The organism is Paraburkholderia sp. 22098 (genome assembly GCF_052045935.1).
Taxonomy (GTDB): Bacteria; Pseudomonadota; Gammaproteobacteria; order Burkholderiales; family Burkholderiaceae; genus Paraburkholderia; species Paraburkholderia caledonica.
The window spans coordinates 52,679-73,676 of the sequence record NZ_JBQEPV010000006.1; the positions used below are offsets into that span (position 1 = coordinate 52,679).

Genomic DNA, 20,998 nt, shown 5'->3' on the forward strand with positions numbered 1-20,998 from the left:
AAGGTGATGTATGCGACGCTTGCCATCGCTCATCGCGTTGCGCTTTTTCGAGGAAACAGCGCGCCACATGAGCTTTAACCGCGCGGCGAGCGCGCTATGCGTGACGCAAGGCGCCGTTAGCCGGCAAATCAAACTGCTCGAGGAATCGCTCGGCGCGAAGCTGTTCGAGCGCGATCACAAAGGCATTCGCCTGACGCCCGTGGGACTGCAATTCCTGCCTTGCCTGTCCGACGCGTTCGACACCATTGAGCGCGGTTTCCGGCAGATCACCGCGGCAAAGGGCCGGCGCCGTCTCGTGGTGGCCGTACCGCCTACCTTCGCGACGCAATGGTTCTCGCCACGGCTTGGTTCACTCGCTGATGAGATGCCCGACGTCGAATTGTCGATTCGCACCGAGCCGACCGCCGACTGCCACTGCACGATCCGCTTCGGCCGTCATGCATTGCCCGACGCACACTCCGAATTGCTGATGACCGAGCGCCATGCACTGGTGGGCGCGCCGATGCTGCTCGGCGAGCCGCTCGACAGGCTGCTTGAACACATGCCCGCGCTGCACGTGCTGCACAACGACGCGAGGCTGGACCTGTGGCCGAACTGGCTCGCCACGGCGGCGCTGCCCGCGCGTTACGCGGACAACGGCATTGAATTCTCGACGCTGGAACAGGCGATCCGCGCCGCGCGCAAGGGCGCGGGCCTCGCTATCGTCGACAGAAATATGATCGTCGAGGAACTGGCGGATGGCAGCCTCGCGCAGTTCTCCGATGTCGAAGTGGCCGGCCCGTTCGGGTACTGGCTGGACGTCGCGCCTCAGCACGCCGCCCTCGAATATGTGCAGGCGTTCGCGGGATGGTTGCGCGAACAAGTACTGAACATGGGCTAGCGGCCATTCCATCCAATGGCAAGCCGAAAGCGAGCCTCGAAATAAAAAAGCCGCGTGCATGACACGCGGCTTTCTCTGATCTGAACAGGCTCCGCCGGCCACATGCGCTGGCGGACGGGCTCAACTCGTCACATTGCCTTCTTGAACGGCGCGCCCGAATGCTCGCGCAACTCGTTGAACACGATTTTCGGCCACGCCTTCTGCGCAACTTCGATCTCCGACACATGCGAGGCCAGATACGTGGGCGCGTCGGATGCATCGAGCGCGATGCGTGCGGCGTATGAGTCGGTGAAGCGGCGCAGTTCCGCAGGGTCGTCGCACGTCACCCAGCGGGACATGCGGTAGCGCGCGGGCGCCATGCGCACGTCGACCTTGTATTCGGTCGACAGACGGTGCGACACGACTTCGAACTGAAGTTGGCCAACCGCGCCCAGAATCATCAAACCGCCCACTTCGGGACGGAACACCTGAATCGCGCCTTCCTCGCCAAGCTGCTTGAGCGCCTCGCCGAGTTGCTTTGCGCGCATCGGGTCGACCACCTCGACGGTCTGGAAGATTTCCGGCGCGAAGAACGGCAGTCCGACGAACTGCAACGCCTCGCCTTCGGTCAGCGTATCGCCGAGGCTCAGCGTGCCGTGATTCGGAATACCGATAATGTCGCCCGGATACGCCTCACTCACCGTCTCGCGCCGCTGCGACAGGAACGTCACAACGTTATTCGCGCGAAAAGTCTTGTTCGAACGCGTCACCTTCACGGCCATGCCGCGCTCGAAACGCCCCGAACACACACGAATAAACGCCACGCGGTCGCGGTGCGCCAGATCCATGTTCGCCTGCACCTTGAAAACGACGCCGGTGAACTTCGGCTCGTCCGGCATCACCGGACGCTGCACCGTCATGCGCATCGACGGCGGCGGCGCCAGGTCGACCAGCGCGTCGAGAATTTCCTTCACGCCGAAGTTGTTGATCGCCGAGCCGAACAGCACCGGCGATTGCTGACCGGCAAGAAACTGCTCGCGGTCGAAATCGGGCGTTGCGCCGGTGATCAGGTCGATCTCTTCCTTTGCCTTGGTCCAGCTGTGGCCGAAACGGCGCTCGCCTTCTTCATCGCTCAACGCTTGCAGCGTTTCAACCGCGCCGCCGGCCGTGTCCTGCCCGGCCCGGAACACACGAACCTGATCGCGCTGAATGTCGTAGACGCCCTGGAATTCCTTGCCCATGCCGATCGGCCATGTGAACGGCACCGCCGCGACGCCGAGATGCTGCTCGATCTCGTCGAGCAGTTCGAGCGGCTCGCGCACCTCACGGTCGAGCTTGTTGATGAAGGTGACGATCGGCGTCTTGCGGCTGCGGCACACTTCGAGCAGCTTCAGCGTCTGCGCTTCGACACCGTTCGCGCCGTCGATCACCATCACGGCCGCATCCACCGCCGTGAGCACGCGATACGTGTCTTCGGAGAAGTCTTCGTGGCCCGGCGTGTCGAGCAGATTAATAACCGCGTCGCCGTACTCGAACTGCATCACCGAACTCGCGACGGAAATGCCGCGCTGCTTTTCGATTTCCATCCAGTCGGAAGTCGCGTAGCGATTGCTCTTGCGGCCCTTAACGGTGCCCGCAATCTGAATCGCGCCCGAAAACAGCAGCAGCTTTTCGGTCAGCGTGGTTTTGCCCGCGTCCGGGTGGGAAATGACCGCAAAGGTGCGGCGGCGTTTGAGTTCGGAGACTGACATCGGGTCTGGCGGTCACGGATAGGGGTTCGGCGGTCTTCGGAAGCTTGTGGCCTCCGGGCTGCCACGCGTGGCGCGGCGGCGTCGAGCTGCGGGAGTCGGGTCGGGAACCCGCATCACTATGGCAACCGGGCCGCGTCGGAAAACAGGTCGGGAACGAGCGTTCGACAATACGGATAATCGCCAGCGCAGAACAGCGCAGGGAACGAATGATACACGCCGGGACGGCGGACGTGGGAAAGCCGCCCGCAAGGGGCGGCCGGCCGGCGCTACTGTCAGAAACGTTCGCCGGGCGGTGAAGCGGTTACCTTTGGCCCGTAACCGCGCCGCCGCCGGGTTGCACGCTTCGTGTCCTAGCCGCCGCTCGCTTCGGTCAACGTCAAATGTTTAGTCTCCGGCGCCCAGGCAATCGAAACGATCATGCCGACCAGCAGCACGGCCGCGAGCACGAACATTGTGATGTGAAAGCCGAGCGTGGCGATGCCGAGCGGCAACAGAAACGTCCCCACTGCGGAGCCGAGACGGCTGCAAGCAATGGCCAGTCCGACGCCGCAGGCGCGTACTTCGGTGGGAAAGCACTCGGGCGGGAACACGCCGACCAGGTTTGAGAATGCCGACATGGTCAGCGTGAAAATGCCGAACGCGACAATCATGGCGAGCGTCGCCGATTCCGGCAGCAAGCTGAGCGCGATCAGCGACACGCACGTCACCGCGAACGAGCCGATCAGGAAAACGCGCCGCGGCAGTTTGATCGTGAGCCAGATACCGATCAGCGCGCCAAGCACGAGAAAGCCGTTCAGCAGCAAATCCGCGCCTGAGTCGTTGTTCAGATGAATCGCCTTCAGGATGGTCGGCAAAAATGTGTAGACCGCGAAATACGGAATCACGAGGCACACAAAAAACGCGCAGTTAAAGATAGTCCGACGAATCAGGTCTTTCTCGAAGAGACGCATGAAGCCGCCAGCCGTTTGCGCGTGCTGGTCGTGAGCGCCGTCGAGCGTTACGTTCTCGCCGAAGTGCTTGAGCACGACCGACCTCGCCTCCGCGATCCTGCCTTTGCCGAGCAGCCAGCGCGGCGACTCGGGCGTGCCCATGCGCAACACCAGCACGATCAGCGCCGGAACGCCCGCAGAGGCGAGCAGCCAGCGCCAGGCATCGGGCGAGGCGTCGGCGTAGTGCATGCCGAGCACGTTCGCCACCACGTAACCAATCGTCCACACGACGCTGAACGACCCGAGCAATGTTCCGCGATGCTTACGCGGCGAGAATTCCGCGAGAATCGCATGTCCCACCGCAAAATCGCCGCCCATGCCGAAGCCGATCAATACGCGCAGCAAGCAGAGTTCGAAAGGCGAGTGCACATAGAACTGCGCAAACGCGGCCACGGTGATGATGACAAAGCTCAACAGAAAGATTTTTTGCCGCCCGAGCCGATCCGACAGCCAACCGAACACGAGGCTTCCAAAGAAAATGCCCATCAGCGCCGAACTGCCGATCATGCCCATCCAGAATGCGTCGAGTGGCATTTGACGATTCATCGCGGCCAGCGCGTAGCCGATTGTGCCGAGCGCGAAACCTTCGGTGAAATGCGCGCCAAACGTGAGGCCGGCGATCTTCACGTGGAACGCGTTCAACGGCACGTCGTCGATGGAAATGGGGCGGTTCGCGGACGGCGCCGCAGCCGGGAAAGTGGGGGCGAGGCCGAGAGGGCTCGCCTGGACATCCTGATTACTCACGCTGTCTCCTTGATTTATTGGCTTTTTCGGGCGGCGAACGCGATGCGCTCCCGCCCGTATGAGGTTTGACGATCAGCGTCCGAGCCCGCCCATCATCATGTATTTGAGTTCGGTGTATTCATCGAGCCCATACTTCGATCCTTCGCGGCCGAGGCCCGATTGCTTGACGCCGCCAAACGGCGCGACTTCGGTGGACAGAATCCCTTCGTTAATGCCGACCATGCCGCTTTCGAGCGCCTCGCCCACGCGCCATGCACGCGCCAGATCGCGCGTATAAAAGTACGCGGACAGCCCGAACGGCGTCGCGTTGGCCGCGGCGACGGCTTCGTCTTCGGTCTTGAAGCGAAAACACGCGGCGACCGGTCCGAAGGTCTCTTCCTGCGCAATCAGCATCGAACTGGATGCATCGACGAGAACCGTCGGCTCATAAAAGGTGCCGCCAAGCGCATGCGGCTTTGCGCCGGTCAGCACCTTCGCGCCCTTTTGCAACGCGTCGGCCACATGCGCCTCCACCTTCGTCAGCGCGGCCTGATTGATCAACGGCCCTTGTTCGACGTCGCCTTGCAACGCGTTGCCCACGCGCATCTTGCGCGCCGCCTGCGCGAGCGCCAGCGTGAACGCATCGTAAATGCCGTCCTGCACGTAAAAGCGATTCACGCACACGCAGGTTTGTCCCGTGTTGCGGAACTTGGACGCCATCGCGCCTTGCACGGCGGCGTCGAGATCCGCGTCGTCGAACACGATGAACGGCGCGTTGCCGCCCAACTCCAGCGAGAGCTTCTTCAACGTATCCGCCGATTGCTTCGCGAGCAGCTTGCCCACGCGCGTGGAGCCCGTGAACGAGAGCTTGCGCACTACGTCGGATTCGGTGAGCGCGCCGCCAATTGCGACGGCATCGCCGGAGATCACGTTGAACACCCCCGGCGGAATGCCCGCCTTCTCTGCGAGCACGGCCAGCGCCAATGCGGACAGCGGCGTTTCCTCGGAGGGCTTGAGCACCATCGTGCAACCGGCCGCCAGCGCGGGGCCCGCCTTGCGCGTGATCATCGCGAGTGGAAAATTCCACGGCGTGATGGCCGCGACCACGCCGACCGGTTCGCACGTCACGATGATTTTCGCGTTCGGATTCGGGCTCGGAATCACGTCGCCATATGCGCGCTTCGCTTCTTCGGCGAACCATTCGAAGAAGCTCGCCGCATAGCCGACTTCGCCACGCGCTTCGGCGAGCGGCTTACCTTGTTCGCGGGTCAATAGCGCAGCAAGCGCATCGCGATGTTCGAGCATCAACTCGCCCCAACGCTTGACGCGCGCGCTGCGCTCTTTCGCCGTCAACGAGCGCCACGCGGGAAACGCCCGTTCCGCGGCGGCAATGGCTTGCGTCGCCTCCGCCGCGCCGGCCTTAGCCACTTGCGCGATTACTTCGCCTGTCGCGGGATCGAGCACGGGATAAGTGCTTGCGCCTTCGTACCACTCGCCGCCGATGTAATGCCCTGTCCGGAGAAATTCGTTCATGCCGCTTCCTCCAGCTTCTCGGCGAACGCGTCTTGCGCAAGTCTTGGCTCGCGCGCGATGCGCTTGCCAGCGGTGTAGTCGTTGATCAGATCGCACGGCGTGTAATTGCGTTCGAGTTCGAAGATCTCTTCGTCGGACAGCGCCGTGCCGAGCGCGGCGATCGCGCTGTCGAACTGCGCCGGCGTGTCCGCGCCGACCAGCATGCTCGCCACGCCTTCGTGCCTAAGCACCCACGCCTGCGCTATCTGCGCCGCGGACACGCCGCGACGGGCGGCCACGCGCGCCACCGACGCCGCAATCTGCCGCGACACATCATCGCCATACATTTGCGCGGTGAAGAAGTCGGTCTGATTGCGCGTCGAGTTGGCGTCGCTTGTCAGCAGGCCGCGCGCAAGCGGGCTGAATACGGAGACACCGACGCCCTGATCCTTGCAATACGGGATCATCTCGCGCTCTTCCTCGCGATACGCGAGGTTCAGCTGCAACTGCATGTTGATCGGCTTATGCCAGCCGTTGCGTTCGCAAACCTGCATGATCTTCGCGAACTGCCACGTGTACATGGTGGAGACGCCGATATAGCGTGCCTTGCCCGCACGCACGATGTCGTTCAGCGCGCCCATGGTTTCCTCGACCGGCGTGTTCACGTCGAAGAAATGCAGCATGTAGATGTCGACGTAATCCATACGAAGGCGCGTGAGCGACCCGTCGATGCCGTCCATGATGTGTTTGCGCGAATGACCACCCGCGTTCTGGTATGTGCCCATGTCGTAGCCGACTTTGGTCGTCACGACGATCTCCTCGCGGCGCGCAAGGCGCTTCAGAATGCGGCCGACGACTTCTTCGCCGACGCCCGTCGAATAGAAATCCGCGAGGTCGATGAAATTGACGCCGGCTTCCAGCGCATGGCGAACGATCGGCTCGCTGCGCGCCTCGTCGAAAATCCAGGGCTTCCATTGGGGCGTGCCCATATTCATCGTGCCGAGGCACAGACGCGAAACCTTCAGGCCGGATTGGCCGAGGCGAATGTATTCCATGAAAGGTGTCTCCTTGCAGATCAGATGCGGCTGCCTTCGATCGAGGCCGCGATCAGCGTTGTTTGGGGGTGTAGAACGGGTTCGAGACGTCGCGCGCGGCGGCGAACACTTCGTCGCGATGCGGCAAGCCTTTCATCGCGGCAAGGATCGCGTTTCTGCACGCGCGGTAGTTGTTTTCGAAGACGGCGTCGAGATCGTCGGTCGCTGGATTGACCCAGTTCGCGGACACGACAACCCAATCGTTCTCCGCTTCCGGAGGCAGCGTGCCGTTCTCCAACGACTCGGCCACCGCCTTCGCAATACCGGCTTGCGACGCGCCCCAGGTTGCGTTGCCATGGAAGTCGCTGCCGATCTGCGCCTTGTTCACGTAGAGCGTCAAAGGCTTGGTCGGCACGCCCGGACGCGCGATCACGACGAACGGCGCGTGACCCGTGGAAGGCGTCGCCAACGCGGTGGCGAACGCCTGGCCCGCTGGGCCGTTACGCGGGCCGACCAGCACGTTGATATGCGCGAGGTTGACGCCCGGTCCTTCGAATCCTTCGCCGATGAAAAGCTGTTTGTCCGTCAATACGCTCATGGTCTTTCCGTCAAGTTGAGTGGATGACCGATTGTGGCGTTCGGCATCCGCGACCATGTATCGATGAGTTTTGATCCGGGGTATGAGGCGAACTCAACTCCGGGTTTGTCCGGACCGCATAGAGAAAGCGGCGTGTTCGCGCAAGCGGAACGCACGCAAAGGTGAGAGTTTTCGGGACTGACGACGTCGCGCCGCGCACGACGCCGAAAGGTGAGCACGCGCGAAGAGGTTCTTGCACCAACGACGCGGCGTTGCTTGCGCGTCGGCATCGACGAAGCGAACGCAGAGCCGCGCTTTTATCTTTGCGAACGATTCTTCGTACAGCCTGGGAACACCCGCCAGCAAAGGCTGGCGCGGGTTTCGGACATGTCGGTGAGGCGCGGTCCCTACTTCGCACTCACCTCGGATTGGGTGCGCCCGGTGAAGAAGCCAGGCTCACCGAAGTATGTGGACCGGAGGCGCCGGTCGAGTGTGCGGACTCCAGGTTTCGATCTAAAGGTGAGCGTTTTCGGGGCCTGGTAGCGGTGCAGAAAAAACCGGGCGCAGCATCACTTCAGCAATGCGGACGACACGAAGCCTGCTAACCGCACCCTACACTTCGATCAGAAAACGCTCGCGATTCTTGCCCGCGAGCCACGCAGGCGAGCGCCCGCGGCCGCTCCAGGTCTCGCCGGTTTTCGGGTTGCGATACTTGGCGACCGAAGCGGCTTTTCGCGCAACGGTGCGTGTATTCGCGAAACCGAGCTCTTCGGCGGTCAGGTCGTACTCGGCGATCTTCTGTTTGATGTCGGCGATCGCTTGCGCGACTTCCTTGTCACGAGCCGCCGCAACTTCCTTGTGAAGCTTTTCGAGCTGAGCGGTCAACTGTTTGTATGAGGCCATCGCGAATGCTCCCGTTGATTGTGGCGAACCGAAGTGCGGACGCTATCAGACAAATAAAACGCCGGATAGAGAGCCCTTCATTGTCCGGCGCTAAAAGTGCGGCCGGTCATCGCCATAGCATGCGCACTCAATCGTCAATTGCATCGTACACGCGGCGCTCGAAGTCGACTGCCATGGGAAACGGCTCGATCGAACGGCGCTGGATCAGCATGATGCCGATCATGTCCTCGACCGGATCGGCGAACCAGCTCGTGCCGAAAGCGCCCGGCCAACCGAAGGAGCCAGCTGAGCGATAGCCTTGCGGAAGTTGCTGCGCCGGATCGTCGACGATCGACAAACCGAGGCCGAAGCCCTGGCCCGCCCACATCACATGACCGAACGCCGGGAGGCGGCGTTGATCCCGAGTCAGAAAATTCGAGCGCATCAGATCGACCGAGCGATGCGACAGCAAGCGCACATCGTCGACACGTCCACGCCGCAAAAGCAACTGCGCGAACTGCAGATAGTCCTGAGCGGTGGAGACGAGCCCGCCGCCGCCGCTCTGAAAGCGCGCCGGATTGGCCCAGCGGCTCGCAGACGCATGATCCTCGACCACGCGCCGCCGCGTTTCCGGATCGACGCCATATGCGGTAGCCAGACGGGCGAGCTGCGGCTCGGGCACCCAGAACGCGGTGTCGCGCATGCCCAGCGGCTCGAAAATGCGCGTGCGGAAAAACTCCCCCAGCGGCATGCCGCTCACTCTCGCGATCAGCGCGCCGAGCACGTCGGTGGCGATGCCGTAATGCCAGCGCGAGCCCGGCTGAAACATCAGCGGCAATTGGGCGATGCGCTCGAGCCACGCGTTCACGTCGCCATGCCCATCGACGCCGTTGAACGCCGTCGCGTACGCCTGTGCCAGCGGGCCGGTCGCGGTGAAGTGGTATGCGAAGCCCGCGCGATGCGTCAACAGATCGAGCACGGTAAGCGGCGTGCGCACAGGATCGGTCGCATCGAGCGGACCGCCGGGATCGCGCAACACGCGCGGCGACGACAGTTCGGGCAACCACTGCGCGATGGGCGCGTCGAGCGCGAGCCGATCTTCTTCGATCAGCATGAGAATGGCGGCGCTCGTCACCGGCTTGGTCATCGACGCGATGCGAAACAGCGTGTCGCGCTCCATCGGCAACTGCGCGGCTTCGTCGCGCAGACCGAGCGCCTCGAAGTAGCCGGTTTCGCCGCGGCGCCAGACGAGCGCCACCGCGCCGGCGACATCGCCCCGGTCCACGTAACCCTGCAAGGTGCGCGTCAGGGCTGTCAGCCGAGCTGACGAAAATCCAGCTGCTTGCATGTCGATAGTGTGTCCTGGCTTAAGCGTCGTCTGTAGACGATAACGAGATGGCAGCGAGTTTGCAGCGCGCAGTGCTGGTCAGGCCTTCTGGCGCTCTTCCAACGCCGCGAGTGCGGCATTAAGACGTTTGATGCGACTGGCCTGTGTCGGCATGCGAACCGAGCCGGAAACCGAATCGATGCGGTTACGCCAATACGACAGCGGTATGCGGTCTTCGGCGGAAATGTGCGAAATGACGTGTTCGAGATGTTGGATGTCTTTTTCGAGTTGGTGATGATTCATTCTTTTCCCCGGAATACTCGTTGACTTAATTCGAAACGCAATGAAAAAGCACAACTGTGCCGTTTCTAACGTCTACTTCCGTTAGTCGGCAACTTCTTCCTCGCTTTTGCCGCGTGGTCTATTTATTCGGCAAAAGCTGCTGGTCGCATGCGCTGGCGAACCTGTGAAAACAGAATACTGCCGCGGGGTTTCATGTTCCGTTACCTGCCGCACCGACTTCGCTTCAGTGCGAAAAAATACCGTGACTTTTTATGGATGTCGATCCATTAGGAATAAAAACCAAGGTCGCTGATTAATATGCGAGTGGCATAGACACGGTTTTGTCTCCCACGCATTAGACGCATATATTTATGACGTTCGTGCACTTCTGAAAGCGCGCCCTCGGCGCAATAGTTCGCCGCTGAAGGCCGTAAGCATTTTGAATAGGGAGTTATGCGGGGCCGGTGTACAAATTGGGCGGCACAGTCCCGGCAAGACTATTGGACCGAAGGCAGTCGAACCAATGCCTTCGGTCCGCACCCGCAATGGCGCAGCCGCAGCGCTATTACTTTGCGCGGCAGGCGTAGATCAAGCTGAGCGTGCCATTGTTCGTGGACTGGCGAACCGTGTCGAACGCGCCGCCGCAGCCTGCGGCCGCCTGCTGCGAGCAGGAGTCGGAGCCAGCTGGACATTCAACGAGTGTGGTGACACGGCCGTCGGGCAAAAACAGCGGCGCGCTGCTGCTGCAACCGCCCAGTACGGCGCTCGCTGCAACGACCGCGAACACAGAGACACGGCGCGCGAAGAAAGAGAAGCTGCGGTTCATGTGAAACCCCGATCACGTCTTGTTTTTGGATCACACGATTGTGCCACGCGCCAATCGCGCTGCGTGCCCCGGTGAAGGCCGGCTTTGTCAAATCTCGATGCCGTGCGCCGCAATCTTTTTGTAAAGCGTTGCCCGCCCCATGCCGATCTGCGCGGCGGTGTCGATCACGCGCCCGCCGTTGGCGCGCAGTGCATCGCTGAGAAAGCGCTTCTCGAACGCCGCCATTGCCTTGTTCCACGACGACGGCTCGATCTCCGGATTCCCCGCTTCGCCCACGGCCGGCGGCTGGGCGTGCGGCGCGCCTTGTATTGCGCTCGCGCTGAGTGCGCCGCCCTGCCCCGAACCGACGAACGGCGCAAGCGCACGCGCATCGATCCGCTCGCTGTCGGACAACATCACGGCCCGCTCAAGCGTATTGCGCAGTTCGCGCACATTGCCCGGCCATGCGTAGGCGCACAGCAAGCGCAATGCATCGTCCTGCAATTCGTAGTGACTGCCGCCGCGCGCCTGCGTCGACAGGTCTTCGAGCATTGCGTAGGCGAGCGCTTCAATGTCAGAAGCGCGTTCGCGCAAAGGCGGTGCGTGGATCGTCAATACGTTCAGCCGATAGAACAAGTCCGCGCGGAAACGTCCCGCCGCGACGAGCGCGGGCAAATCGGCAGAGGTCGCCGCGATGATCCGCACGTCGGCGCGCACGATCCGGTTCGAACCGAGCGGCTCGAACTCCTTGTCCTGCAAAACTCGCAGCAGCTTGCCCTGCAACGGCAGCGGCATATCGCCGATTTCATCGAGGAAAAGCGTGCCGCTGTTCGCCAGTTCGAACTTGCCGACGCGGCCCTTGCGATCCGCGCCCGTGTAAGCGCCAGGCGCCGCGCCGAAGAACTCGACTTCGAGCAACGTGTCCGGAATCGCCGCCACGTTCACCGTCACGAGTGGCTGGTTTGCGCGCGCCGAGCCGCCGTGGATTGCATGCGCGAGCAGTTCCTTGCCGGTGCCGGTCTCCCCCAGCAGAAGAACCGGCGATTCGAGTTGCGCCGCACGGCGCGCCTGGCGCTTGACCTCCAGGCTGGCCGCGCTCGTGCCGACAAAGCTGCCGAAGGTGTACTTGGCACGGCGCGCCTGTGCAAGCGACTGGCGCGTCGCGATCAGTTCTTCCTGCACGCGCGAATAGTGCGAAAAGAGCGGTGTAAGCGCCTTCAGTTCGTCAAACAGCGCGAAACCGACGGCGCCCACGGTTTCGCCTGCATCGTCTTTCAGCGGCAGACGCGTGACGACGAGCGGCTCGCGATCCGTTTCCAGAATGTCGAGCAGAATCGGCTTGCCCGTCTTCACGACTTCGCGCATCAGGCTGTTTGGAATCACCGCTTCGCAATCCCGGCCAATGGCCTGCTCGGGATCCGCAAACCCGAACCGCGCCGCATAACGCTTGTTGATCCAGACGACGCGCGCCTCGGCGTCGACAATGAACGTGCCTTCGCTGAAATTCTCGAAAGTGCGGAATAGCGAATCCATCGCGCGGCGCAGGACGTCGCTATAGGTGGCAGGGAGGCCCGCCCAGTCGTTCATCATGTTGTCGCTGTCTCCGGCTATCGTTCTATTAGTCGCTTGTCTCCATTCGTGGACAAGCTTATCTCATCGAAGAGATCGCCGACAAGCCTATACAACAACGGTCCCGCCATGACGCGCGTGCGCACGGAGCAATTCACGTCCCCGTTTGGAGACGTTTAGGTACAATCTGCGCCAACACGTCTCATGGTTTTGTCCGCTACGGCCCCGCGCATCGGCGCGCGAGCCGTTATCGGGCGCATGGCATGGAACCTGCATTCGCGGGCGCCGTGCCGTGTCTAGCTGAGACGGCGTACACGTAGAACAAACCAAGCTTCTGGAGACTCAATGTCCTTTGTCATCGTCCTTGCCGCGCTGGCGTTTCTGATGTTCGCCGCGTATCGCGGCTACAGCGTCATTCTCTTCGCACCTATCGCCGCTCTCGGCGCCGTCCTTCTGGTCGATCCGGCCGCCGTTGCACCGGTTTTCACCGGCATCTTCATGGAGAAGATGGTCGGCTTCGTCAAGCTCTACTTCCCCGTATTCCTGCTGGGCGCCGTGTTCGGCAAGGTCATCGAACTATCCGGTTTCTCGGAGTCGATCGTGGCAGCCGCGATTCGCTACATTGGCCGCTCGCGCGCGAACGCCGTGATCGTCGCTGTGTGCGCGCTGCTCACTTACGGCGGCGTATCGCTGTTCGTGGTGGTGTTTGCGGTCTATCCGTTCGCCGCTGAGTTGTATCGCCAGAGCAATATTCCAAAGCGCCTGATGCCTGGCGCCATTGCACTGGGCGCGTTCTCGTTCACGATGGACTCACTGCCCGGCACGCCACAAATCCAGAACATCATTCCGACGACGTTCTTCAAGACGACCTCGTGGGCTGCGCCCGCGCTCGGCGTGATCGGCTCGCTGTTCATTATCGTGGTCGGCCTCAGCTATCTGGAATGGCGCCGCCGCGCCGCGATGGCAACCGGCGAAGGCTATGGCACAGAACTCGTCAACGAACCGGAACGCGTCGAGTCGAAGCAGCTGCCGCATCCGTTGCTCGCGGTCGCGCCGCTGGTGCTGGTCGGCGTCGCGAACTTCGTGCTGACTCGCTGGATTCCCACGGCGTACGGCGTTTCATACACCGTCGCGCCGGACATCCTGCCGGGCGTCCACGCGCCGCTTACCACGACGATCAAGACAGTCGTGGCGATCTGGGCTGTTGAAGGCGCGCTCTTGCTCGGCATCGTCATGGTCGTGCTGACAGCGTTCGGCCGGGTGCGCGAGCGCTTTGCAGTCGGCACCAAGGCGGCAGTGGCGGGCGCGCTGCTGGCGTCGCTGAATACCGCTTCCGAATATGGCTTCGGCGGTGTCATCGCCGCGTTGCCGGGTTTCCTCGTGGTGAGCGACGCGCTGAAAAGCATTCCGAACCCGCTCGTCAACGCAGCCGTGTCGGTCAGTTCGCTGGCCGGCATTACGGGTTCTGCGTCCGGTGGCATGAGCATCGCGCTCGCGGCCATGTCGGATGTGTTCATCAAGGGCGCAGAGGCCGCGCATATTCCGATGGAAGTGCTGCACCGCGTGGTCGCTATGGCCAGCGGCGGCATGGACACGCTGCCGCATAACGGCGCGGTCATCACGCTGCTGGCGGTGACCGGATTGACGCACCGTCAGTCCTATCGCGACATCTTCGCGGTGACGGTCATCAAGACGCTGGCTGTTTTCTTCGTGATCGCGGTTTATTACACGACCGGGCTCGTTTAAGCGCGGGCTTGCGGGGGACGATGCCGGCCGCCTCGCCGGCATCGTGAGTTTTGATCGGTTATCTTGTCAGCCCGACATTCGAAGCCATGACCGGCATTCCCAATGAGCTCAACCCCCGCTTTCTGGATGATTCCCGGCGCTCCTACGCCGGTCGGCCCGTTTTCCCACGCCACTGAAGCCGACGGCTGGGTTTTCCTCACGGGCCAGATGCCGACCTCCCCCACCGACGACGCCGCACCGCTTCCCGAAGGCGTAGTCGCGCAGACCCGTCGCGTGATGGACAACCTCGTGCTGGTTCTCAAGGGTCTCGATCTCGGCCTGCAACACGTGGTCGCCGCACGCATTTTCCTGACGGAGTTCAAGCGCGATTACGCCGCGATGAACGAAATCTACCGCGTGTACTTTCCCGCCGACGCGCTGCCGGCGCGCACCTGCATCGGCGTGACCGCGCTGGCGCGTGACGCACTGGTGGAAATCGACTTCATCGCACGACGGCCGGGCTGAGCGGCGACGGTGTAGGTGGCCATCAATGAGGTCAATGCGGTCAATGCGTCGACGGCTCGTCCACGCCGTAGTGATCGCACAGAGCCTCGTGCAACGACACGGCGCGCTCGTCCATTTCGGTCGTCCAGCTTTCGCTGTCGTTGCACAGCCGTTGTAGCTGCCTGCACTCTTCAACGAACCTCGGCTCCTGCACGATCACGAACGCGCCGCTCGCGCTATGCGCCCAGCCGGCCAACGCCTGCCGGTCTTCTTCATCGACAATGGCGAGTAGCCGCGGCAGATCGTTTTTCAAGTGCTCCTTGAGCATGGCGGTGTAACGCGCTTTCTCGTCCGCGGCGAGCGTGGCGCCCGTTGCGGCGACGGATGCAGGACCGGCACCCGGCGCGGCCTTTTCCTGCACGGCAGTCGCTACAGCGAGCAGTGCAGCCTGAAGTTCGCCCAATGAAGCAGGCTTCGAAACGTAACCGCTGAAACCACGCTCATGCCAGCTTTGCGCTTCCTGATTTTCGGCCACCGCGCTGAAGGCAAGCACGGGCACGTCGGCGTCCAGCTTGCGCAGTGCGGCGAGGAACTCGAAGCCGTCCATGGCCGGCATGTGGATGTCGGTCAGTACGACGTCGAAATGCGTCCGTTCGAAAAAGCCGAGCGCCATTCTGCCGTCACCGGCGATGGTCGGCGCGCATCCGAGCGTGGCAAGCTGTTCCGCGATCAAGGTTTGAATCAGCGGATTGTCTTCCGCAACGAGAATGGTGAGGCCTTGCAACGCGGGATGCGTCGTCAGCACAGGCGCCGCCGCCGAATCTATTCGCGGTGCCGCCGGCACCTCGCACTGCGCGGCAACCGGCTTGCCCTCGACTGCCAGCTCGATCGCAGTCCGGACTGCCGTTCCGCTGAACTCCGTCACTTCGAGTACGCCTTCCCCGCGCATTTGCGGTCGTTGCGGTCCCGCTCGCGTTACCCAGACGGCAGGCACCGGCTGCAACGCCCGCAGCGAGGCGATGACGTCGAGGTCGTACGCGCCCGAAACAATCATCGCCTTTGGGCGGTTCACTTGCAGCCACGCCCGCGCGGCGGCGAGCGCGGGTACCACGTGCGCGCTCCAACCAAAGTGCTCGAGCCATCGGCGGAGCAGTTCGGCGACCTGGGAATCCTGACACAGCGCGAGCAGCATTCCGCGCTTCTCAGCGACGGGCGCCGGCTTCGACGGCTTCGCATCCGGCGAGGCAGCGAGCGGAATCGACACGTTGAATACGCTGCCGACGCTCACCACGCTCTCGGCCGAAATCGTGCCGCCCATCAACTGGCAGAGGCGCGCACAGATCACGAGTCCGAGACCGGTACTTTCCGCGCCGCGCGACGCACCGGCCTCGCCTTGCACGAACGGCTTGAAAAGCCGCGTGACCAGTTCCTGGGTCATGCCCGGCCCGGAATCCGACACGCGGCAATTGAGGATCGGACGGCCTTGCGCATCGTCGATAAGGTCGGCTTGCAGCATGATCTTGCCGCTCGACGTGAACTTAAATGCGTTGCTCAACAGATTGTTGATGACCTGTGCGATCCGCATTCTGTCGCCGACAACCGTTCGGTCGAGCGCCGGCGAAAGCAGTGAAAAGAAACGGACAGGGCGATCGCCGGCCATCGCCGCATAGGAAAGCGCAATGCTCTCGAATGCCTCGAGTAGAGGAAACGGTTCGCGCACCAGAAGCATTTCGCCGGCATCGATCTTGGAGAAGTCGAGAATATCGTTGACGACGCGGCGCAGCGCATCACCCGCCACATTCAGGGCGGCGAGCCGCTGCGCGTGCGCTTCAAGCCCCGGCGTGCGCGCGAAGAGTTCGAGATTGCCGAGCAGCGCATTCAGAGGCGTGCGAATCTCGTGGCTCATCGCGGCAAAGAAGTTGGTGCGCGCGCGCATCATCGCTTCAGACGCCTGCTGCGCGTCCCGCAACTGTTGTTCGAGCGCGTGCTGCGCGGTCACATCGAGAATCGCGCAGAACAACACGTGCTCGCCGGCATAGCGGGCGGGCGCGTAGGTGATTTGCAGGAATTGCGCGGGCGCGGCGCCGGCTTCTGGCGCCCCGGTTGCCTGCGCATTCGCGGGCACTAGCGTCGCAGGCTGAGATTGCGGCTGCGCCGGCGCGACAAAAGCGGCGATCCGTGCAAACTCGGCGGCCGAGGTCTGCTCGGGTGCCTGAGGGAGAAACCCGGCAGCGATATGCGGCGGCAGCCGGCTTGTGCCGGGCTCGATTTGCAGCAGTTCGGCGGCGAGCGCGTTTGCCGTCAATATCGAATAGTCGCTTCGCCGCACGATGCACAGTCCGATCGGCGTCGCGCTTACCAGAATATGGTTGAGGGTGTCGCTTTCCAGCGCGCGCGAAGTCTCGGCAAACGCGCTGCGCAAAAGCCGCAGGCCGAACAAACGCGCGGTCAGCGCAATGGCCAGCATGACCAGAAACGCGAGGCTACCGATCACTGCCAGCTGCCAGCCCAGCGCCGCGGCCAACCCGCCCCAGGGCACATAGCCGACGAGCGAGCCGAAGCCCGGCATGAGCGGCTCATAGAAGATCGCGCCTTCGCGCTCATAGTGAAAAACGTGCGGCGGAGTCGCGGCCACTGCGCGTTGCAGCATCGCGCCGGTTTGCGCGTCGAGCGCAGCGGAAGACACTAGAATGCGGCGATCGGGCGCCATCAGCAATGTGGCGCCCTCGCTGCCGGGCGGCGCAATGCGCGCGGCGAGCACATTGAGCGGAACGCTCGCGCTGATGAGCGTGACAGGTTTGTCGCCCTCGTAATACGCGCTTACCGCCGAGATCACCGGCGTGTTTTGCAGAGGATCTCGGTACGGTCCGACCCACAGGCGCTCACCCTTGCCCGGCACGCGCTTGCCGGTTTGCGACTTGAGTTCGCGCTCGATCGTCTCCCTCAGCACACCTGCGAGCGCCGCTTGCTGAGCAGACGTGGCGAAGCGCGCCGCCCCGCTGTTCGGCCCGGCGGCAGAGCCCGCCAGCGAAGGAAGAATCACGGCATAGTCTTCATCGACGCCGATCAGCGTTGCCCGCTGTTCGAGTTCGAACGCCTGTTGTGTGACAAGCGTGGATTGCGCCGATTCGTAAAGCCGCCCCAGTTTGTCGCCGAGTCGGGCGCCCCAGGCGGCGCGAGTGGACTGCCCGATGACGACGTCAAACTCCGCGTCGACTCTGTCCACCGTGCCGCGCGCCGCGCCCGTCTGTGCGATGGATTGCTCGACCGCCTCGGGCGCGCGCCGCACGTCCGTTGCGCCGTAGTAGTAGTCGAGGGTAAATTCGGCGCGCCGCAGGAAGGACTCTTCTCGATGCAGCAGCAACGACAGGTCGGTTGCATTCTGCGACGTGAACGTGCGGCGATATTCCAGCTGCTTGAACGCAGCCACGACCGCGATAACCAGCGCAAAAACAGCCACCATCAGCATCAATGAGCCGATTGTCGCGAGATACACCCGTTGCTGGCGCTTCGCAGTCTTCGCGAGCGACGCGAACGCGTATTCGAGTGACTCTTGACTTCGATCAAGGATTTTCTGCATCAGATCACGTGCGTGCGGTTCGCGCAGGCAGACCCCTGCGGTCTTTAGCGGACTGCGTCTGCTGGCCTGTATCGGCGCAGTGTAGTCGCTTTGACGGTGTCGCGCGATGCATCCGGCACTTTTAACGCGGTCTGCCGCCAAGGCGTTCCCGAACCCTGCGTTAACGGCGCCACGGGCTTAAACCTGAGCGGATTAGTGGGAAACCCTCAAGGCACCCGCACTTCATGCCGTTATTCCTTGCAACACTGTAAGACCGCGCACTGTGCGGGGTGAGCATCAGCAAGGAAAGTCATGCACAATAACCAGCCTGTCACCGGGCAAGAGTACGAATTCCCGTCGTCGCAAATGCTTGTTTCCGCGACCGACCTGACCGGCCGCATCGAATATTGCAATCCGGCTTTTATCGCCGTGTCCGGCTATACCCATGAAGAGCTCGTCGGCCAGCCGCACAATCTGATCCGTCATCCGGACATGCCGCGCGAAGCGTTCGCGGACATGTGGGCAACGATTCGCGATGGACGTCCATGGACTGCGCTCGTCAAGAACCGCCGCAAGAACGGCGACCACTATTGGGTTCATGCGAACGTCACGCCGGTGGTCAAGAAAGGTGCCGTGGTGGGCTATCTCAGCGTGCGCGTGAAGCCGGCGCGTGACGCCGTGCGCGCGGCCGAAGCCTTGTACTCCCGTATGCGGGCAGGCGAGGCGCGCGGGATAAAGCTGCGTCGCGGCATGATCGTGCGCACGGGTTTGCCTGGTCGGCTGCAAGCACTGACGCGCCTGCCTGTGGCGACGCGCGCCGCTTTCGGCTATGCGCTCACGCCGCTCGCGCTCGCGGCGGCCGGCCTCGCGGCGTGGCAAGGCGCGCCGCCAACGCCGTTCTGGATCGCGTTCGGCGTGGCCAGTGCCGTCAGTCTGGTTTCATGGCGTCTGCTCGCGCGGCATGTGGCTGCGCCGGTGCGCGACATGAGCGGATTCGCGACCCGGCTCGCCGCAGGAGATCTGACTGTCGATCTGGAGATCGCGCGTCACGACGACCTGGGCGATGTGCTGCAAGCATTGAATCAGTTGAAGGCCAACCTGGCCGCGATCGTCTATGACGTGCGCGAGCAGATCAACGGCATGCTCGATAACGCGCGGGAGATCTCGAGCGGCAACGTGGACCTCGCTCGCCGTACGGAACTGCAGGCCGCGTCGCTGGAAGAAACCGCCGCCACGATGGAAGAGCTGACCACCACCGTGCAAGCGAACGCCGACGCCAGCGTGCGCGCGCTCGACCTCGCGAAAGACGCGCAGGCCGCGGCTGCCGAAGGCGGCAAGATCGCCGGCCAGGTCGAGCAGACCATGGCGGGCATTACGGCCGCATCTCGGCGCATTGCCGACATTACCGGTGTGATTGACGGCATCGCTTTCCAGACCAACATTCTGGCGCTGAACGCCGCCGTCGAAGCGGCGCGCGCGGGCGAAGCAGGCCGCTCGTTCGCCGTGGTCGCGGGCGAGGTGCGGATGCTTGCGCAACGTTGCGCGGCGTCGTCGAAGGAGATCAAATCCGTGGTCGAGGCAAGCGCGGCGGAAGTCGCGGCGGGCACCGACCTCGTAGCGCGCACCACATCTCAAATGCGTGCAATCGACGAAGCGGTCGAGCGGGTGTCGTCGATCATCGTGGAAGTAGCGAACGCGAGCAGCGAACAGGCCGAGGGCATTCGCCAGGTGAACCAGGCTGTTTCGCATCTCGATGGCGCGACCCAGCAGAACGCCGCGCTCGTCGAACAGGCGGCGTCCACGGCGCAGCGTCTCGCCGCGCAGGCTGACGTGCTAAGCGAGGCAGTCCGTCTGTTCACGGTTGCGGACACGGCGCCTGCATCGCGCGTTGTTGCTCGCACGCGTCAGCGCGCGCCAGCCAATGCGGCGCACGAGCTAGCATCAGCAGCCACGCTTGCGCATGGACAGCGCGATGCTCATCCCGCGGAGCATGACGAGGCGGTCCCGGTTGTTCATTAATGACGCATCGACGTTGCATTGAGGTCGCATTGATCCGATAGATCGGCATTACTCCTACCTCGACAGCGGGATATTGACGCCTTACCGTGCAAGCGTCGCTGCCCAATGGATGTATGGACAGACTGACCCGAGTAACAACGGCGTTGAGCGGCCCGTCCCAACAGACGGGCCGTTTTTTTTCGCGCGATCTATGCTGTTGGAGCGCGCACGTCGATGCGCGCCTTCCTGCTCGCAGATTCATGCCGCTTGCTACTGACGGAGACACAGATGATCGAGTCCAACTCGCGAGGCGCCGCTTCACGCGATCCGTTGTCTTTGCATCTGACTGCCATGGCGCGCAACAACGCATGGTCGAACCTGCGCCTTTACCGCGCGTGCCTGAGCTTGACCGACGAAGCATTCGCCGCGCGCAGGGTGAGCTTCTTCCCTTCGTTGCAACTCACGTTAAATCACATTCTGCTCGTGGACCGTTACTACTACGACGCGCTTGTGGGCGGCGGCCAGGGTCTCACGATTTTCGACGACGAACTGCCCTATCCACGCGCGACTCAGCTGTGGGACGCCCAGGCTCGAAGCGATAGCGACCTGCTGGCCTTTTGCGAGTCGCTGACGGGCAGCGACTTGAACCGTGAGGCGGAGATCGACCGCGGTCCGTCGGTCGGCGTTCAACGGGAGAGCATCGGCAAGGTGCTGCCTCATCTCTTCGTGCACCAGATCCATCATCGCGGGCAAGTTCATGCGATGTTGAGCGGCTCCGACGCGGCACCTCCCCAACTAGACGAGTTCTTTCTCGACGGCGATGCGCCGTTGCGCGCCTCCGAGATGCTGGACCTGGAACGCGTGCGCGAATCTCACAACCGACCGTTGTAGTGGAGCGACGG

Annotated in this window: 16 protein-coding genes; 5 read left to right on the plus strand and 11 right to left on the minus strand. The window is 62.9% G+C overall.

What is annotated here, in order from left to right; all coding sequences use genetic code 11:
• The first annotated feature begins 10 nt into the window (after positions 1–10).
• Positions 11–880, plus strand: coding sequence for a LysR family transcriptional regulator (locus ACTJLB_RS14195; RefSeq protein ID WP_087753648.1), 870 nt, complete (start codon positions 11–13; stop codon positions 878–880).
• 128 nt (positions 881–1,008) lie between these two features.
• Here the strand turns inward: ACTJLB_RS14195 and ACTJLB_RS14200 are convergent, their stop codons facing one another.
• The 10 genes from ACTJLB_RS14200 to ACTJLB_RS14245 all read right to left on the minus strand — a co-directional run bounded on the left by ACTJLB_RS14200 (position 1,009) and on the right by ACTJLB_RS14245 (position 12,331).
• The gene (locus ACTJLB_RS14200; protein ID WP_020068586.1) at positions 1,009–2,610 is read right to left on the minus strand and encodes a peptide chain release factor 3; all 1,602 of its coding nucleotides are present in this window, start codon (positions 2,608–2,610) and stop codon (positions 1,009–1,011) included.
• A gap of 350 nt (positions 2,611–2,960) precedes the next feature.
• Positions 2,961–4,343, minus strand: a complete 1,383-nt coding sequence (locus ACTJLB_RS14205) for an MFS transporter (RefSeq protein ID WP_020068587.1) — start codon at positions 4,341–4,343, stop codon at positions 2,961–2,963.
• Between the two features lie 72 nt (positions 4,344–4,415).
• Positions 4,416–5,855, minus strand: coding sequence for an NAD-dependent succinate-semialdehyde dehydrogenase (locus tag ACTJLB_RS14210; RefSeq protein ID WP_440783636.1), 1,440 nt, complete (start codon positions 5,853–5,855; stop codon positions 4,416–4,418).
• Positions 5,852–6,889 (minus strand): aldo/keto reductase, encoded by a 1,038-nt coding sequence (locus ACTJLB_RS14215; protein ID WP_440783637.1) that lies wholly within the window; start codon positions 6,887–6,889, stop codon positions 5,852–5,854. The genes ACTJLB_RS14210 and ACTJLB_RS14215 overlap by 4 nt, the downstream gene beginning before the upstream one ends.
• A 52-nt stretch (positions 6,890–6,941) precedes the next feature.
• Positions 6,942–7,466 carry a formaldehyde-activating enzyme gene (fae, locus tag ACTJLB_RS14220; protein ID WP_440783638.1) on the minus strand — a complete coding sequence of 175 codons (525 nt, stop codon included), beginning with the start codon at positions 7,464–7,466 and terminating at the stop codon, positions 6,942–6,944.
• A 591-nt stretch (positions 7,467–8,057) separates the two neighbouring features.
• Positions 8,058–8,348, minus strand: coding sequence for an H-NS histone family protein (locus tag ACTJLB_RS14225; RefSeq protein WP_087753653.1), 291 nt, complete (start codon positions 8,346–8,348; stop codon positions 8,058–8,060).
• Between the two features lie 127 nt (positions 8,349–8,475).
• Positions 8,476–9,675 carry a serine hydrolase domain-containing protein gene (locus ACTJLB_RS14230; RefSeq protein ID WP_408413356.1) on the minus strand — a complete coding sequence of 400 codons (1,200 nt, stop codon included), beginning with the start codon at positions 9,673–9,675 and terminating at the stop codon, positions 8,476–8,478.
• A 78-nt stretch (positions 9,676–9,753) separates the two neighbouring features.
• Entirely contained in the window at positions 9,754–9,957 is a 204-nt protein-coding gene (locus tag ACTJLB_RS14235; protein WP_020068593.1) for a hypothetical protein, read from the minus strand.
• A gap of 544 nt (positions 9,958–10,501) precedes the next feature.
• Positions 10,502–10,762 carry a hypothetical protein gene (locus tag ACTJLB_RS14240; RefSeq protein ID WP_088176613.1) on the minus strand — a complete coding sequence of 87 codons (261 nt, stop codon included), beginning with the start codon at positions 10,760–10,762 and terminating at the stop codon, positions 10,502–10,504.
• An 87-nt stretch (positions 10,763–10,849) separates the two neighbouring features.
• Positions 10,850–12,331 (minus strand): sigma-54 interaction domain-containing protein, encoded by a 1,482-nt coding sequence (locus ACTJLB_RS14245; protein WP_440783639.1) that lies wholly within the window; start codon positions 12,329–12,331, stop codon positions 10,850–10,852.
• A gap of 324 nt (positions 12,332–12,655) precedes the next feature.
• On the opposite strand from ACTJLB_RS14245, the gene ACTJLB_RS14250 reads away from it, so the two are divergent.
• Together ACTJLB_RS14250 and ACTJLB_RS14255 are read left to right on the plus strand one after the other, a co-directional pair.
• A complete protein-coding gene (locus ACTJLB_RS14250) occupies positions 12,656–14,056 on the plus strand; it encodes a GntP family permease (RefSeq protein ID WP_020068596.1) in 1,401 nt (466 codons plus the stop codon).
• Between the two features lie 102 nt (positions 14,057–14,158).
• Entirely contained in the window at positions 14,159–14,560 is a 402-nt protein-coding gene (locus ACTJLB_RS14255) for a RidA family protein (protein WP_027779984.1), read from the plus strand.
• 40 nt (positions 14,561–14,600) lie between these two features.
• Here ACTJLB_RS14255 and ACTJLB_RS14260 read toward each other — a convergent pair whose 3' ends face one another.
• Positions 14,601–18,119, minus strand: coding sequence for a response regulator (locus tag ACTJLB_RS14260; RefSeq protein WP_440783640.1), 3,519 nt, complete (start codon positions 18,117–18,119; stop codon positions 14,601–14,603).
• A 291-nt stretch (positions 18,120–18,410) separates the two neighbouring features.
• Between ACTJLB_RS14260 and ACTJLB_RS14265 the strand changes: the two genes are divergently transcribed.
• Together ACTJLB_RS14265 and ACTJLB_RS14270 are read left to right on the plus strand one after the other, a co-directional pair.
• Entirely contained in the window at positions 18,411–20,117 is a 1,707-nt protein-coding gene (locus tag ACTJLB_RS14265; protein ID WP_440783641.1) for a methyl-accepting chemotaxis protein, read from the plus strand.
• Positions 20,118–20,384: 267 nt separating this feature from the next.
• On the plus strand, positions 20,385–20,987 hold the full coding sequence (locus tag ACTJLB_RS14270; protein ID WP_440783642.1) for a DinB family protein: 603 nt from the start codon (positions 20,385–20,387) through the stop codon (positions 20,985–20,987).
• The last annotated feature ends 11 nt before the right edge of the window (positions 20,988–20,998 follow it).

What these genes read in the sequence shown, in the direction of transcription:
- ACTJLB_RS14195 (WP_087753648.1), top strand. Translation starts at nt 11, where the DNA reads ATGCGACGCTTGCCATCGCTCATCGCGTTGCGCTTTTTCGAGGAAACA.
- ACTJLB_RS14250 (WP_020068596.1), top strand. Translation starts at nt 12,656, where the DNA reads ATGTCCTTTGTCATCGTCCTTGCCGCGCTGGCGTTTCTGATGTTCGCC.
- ACTJLB_RS14200 (WP_020068586.1), bottom strand. Translation starts at nt 2,610, where the DNA reads ATGTCAGTCTCCGAACTCAAACGCCGCCGCACCTTTGCGGTCATTTCC.
- ACTJLB_RS14225 (WP_087753653.1), bottom strand. Translation starts at nt 8,348, where the DNA reads ATGGCCTCATACAAACAGTTGACCGCTCAGCTCGAAAAGCTTCACAAG.
- ACTJLB_RS14240 (WP_088176613.1), bottom strand. Translation starts at nt 10,762, where the DNA reads ATGAACCGCAGCTTCTCTTTCTTCGCGCGCCGTGTCTCTGTGTTCGCG.
- ACTJLB_RS14260 (WP_440783640.1), bottom strand. Translation starts at nt 18,119, where the DNA reads ATGCAGAAAATCCTTGATCGAAGTCAAGAGTCACTCGAATACGCGTTC.
- ACTJLB_RS14230 (WP_408413356.1), bottom strand. Translation starts at nt 9,675, where the DNA reads ATGCAAGCAGCTGGATTTTCGTCAGCTCGGCTGACAGCCCTGACGCGC.
- ACTJLB_RS14210 (WP_440783636.1), bottom strand. Translation starts at nt 5,855, where the DNA reads ATGAACGAATTTCTCCGGACAGGGCATTACATCGGCGGCGAGTGGTAC.
- ACTJLB_RS14215 (WP_440783637.1), bottom strand. Translation starts at nt 6,889, where the DNA reads ATGGAATACATTCGCCTCGGCCAATCCGGCCTGAAGGTTTCGCGTCTG.
- fae (WP_440783638.1), bottom strand. Translation starts at nt 7,466, where the DNA reads ATGAGCGTATTGACGGACAAACAGCTTTTCATCGGCGAAGGATTCGAA.
- ACTJLB_RS14265 (WP_440783641.1), top strand. Translation starts at nt 18,411, where the DNA reads ATGCACAATAACCAGCCTGTCACCGGGCAAGAGTACGAATTCCCGTCG.
- ACTJLB_RS14235 (WP_020068593.1), bottom strand. Translation starts at nt 9,957, where the DNA reads ATGAATCATCACCAACTCGAAAAAGACATCCAACATCTCGAACACGTC.
- ACTJLB_RS14270 (WP_440783642.1), top strand. Translation starts at nt 20,385, where the DNA reads ATGATCGAGTCCAACTCGCGAGGCGCCGCTTCACGCGATCCGTTGTCT.
- ACTJLB_RS14245 (WP_440783639.1), bottom strand. Translation starts at nt 12,331, where the DNA reads ATGATGAACGACTGGGCGGGCCTCCCTGCCACCTATAGCGACGTCCTG.
- ACTJLB_RS14255 (WP_027779984.1), top strand. Translation starts at nt 14,159, where the DNA reads ATGAGCTCAACCCCCGCTTTCTGGATGATTCCCGGCGCTCCTACGCCG.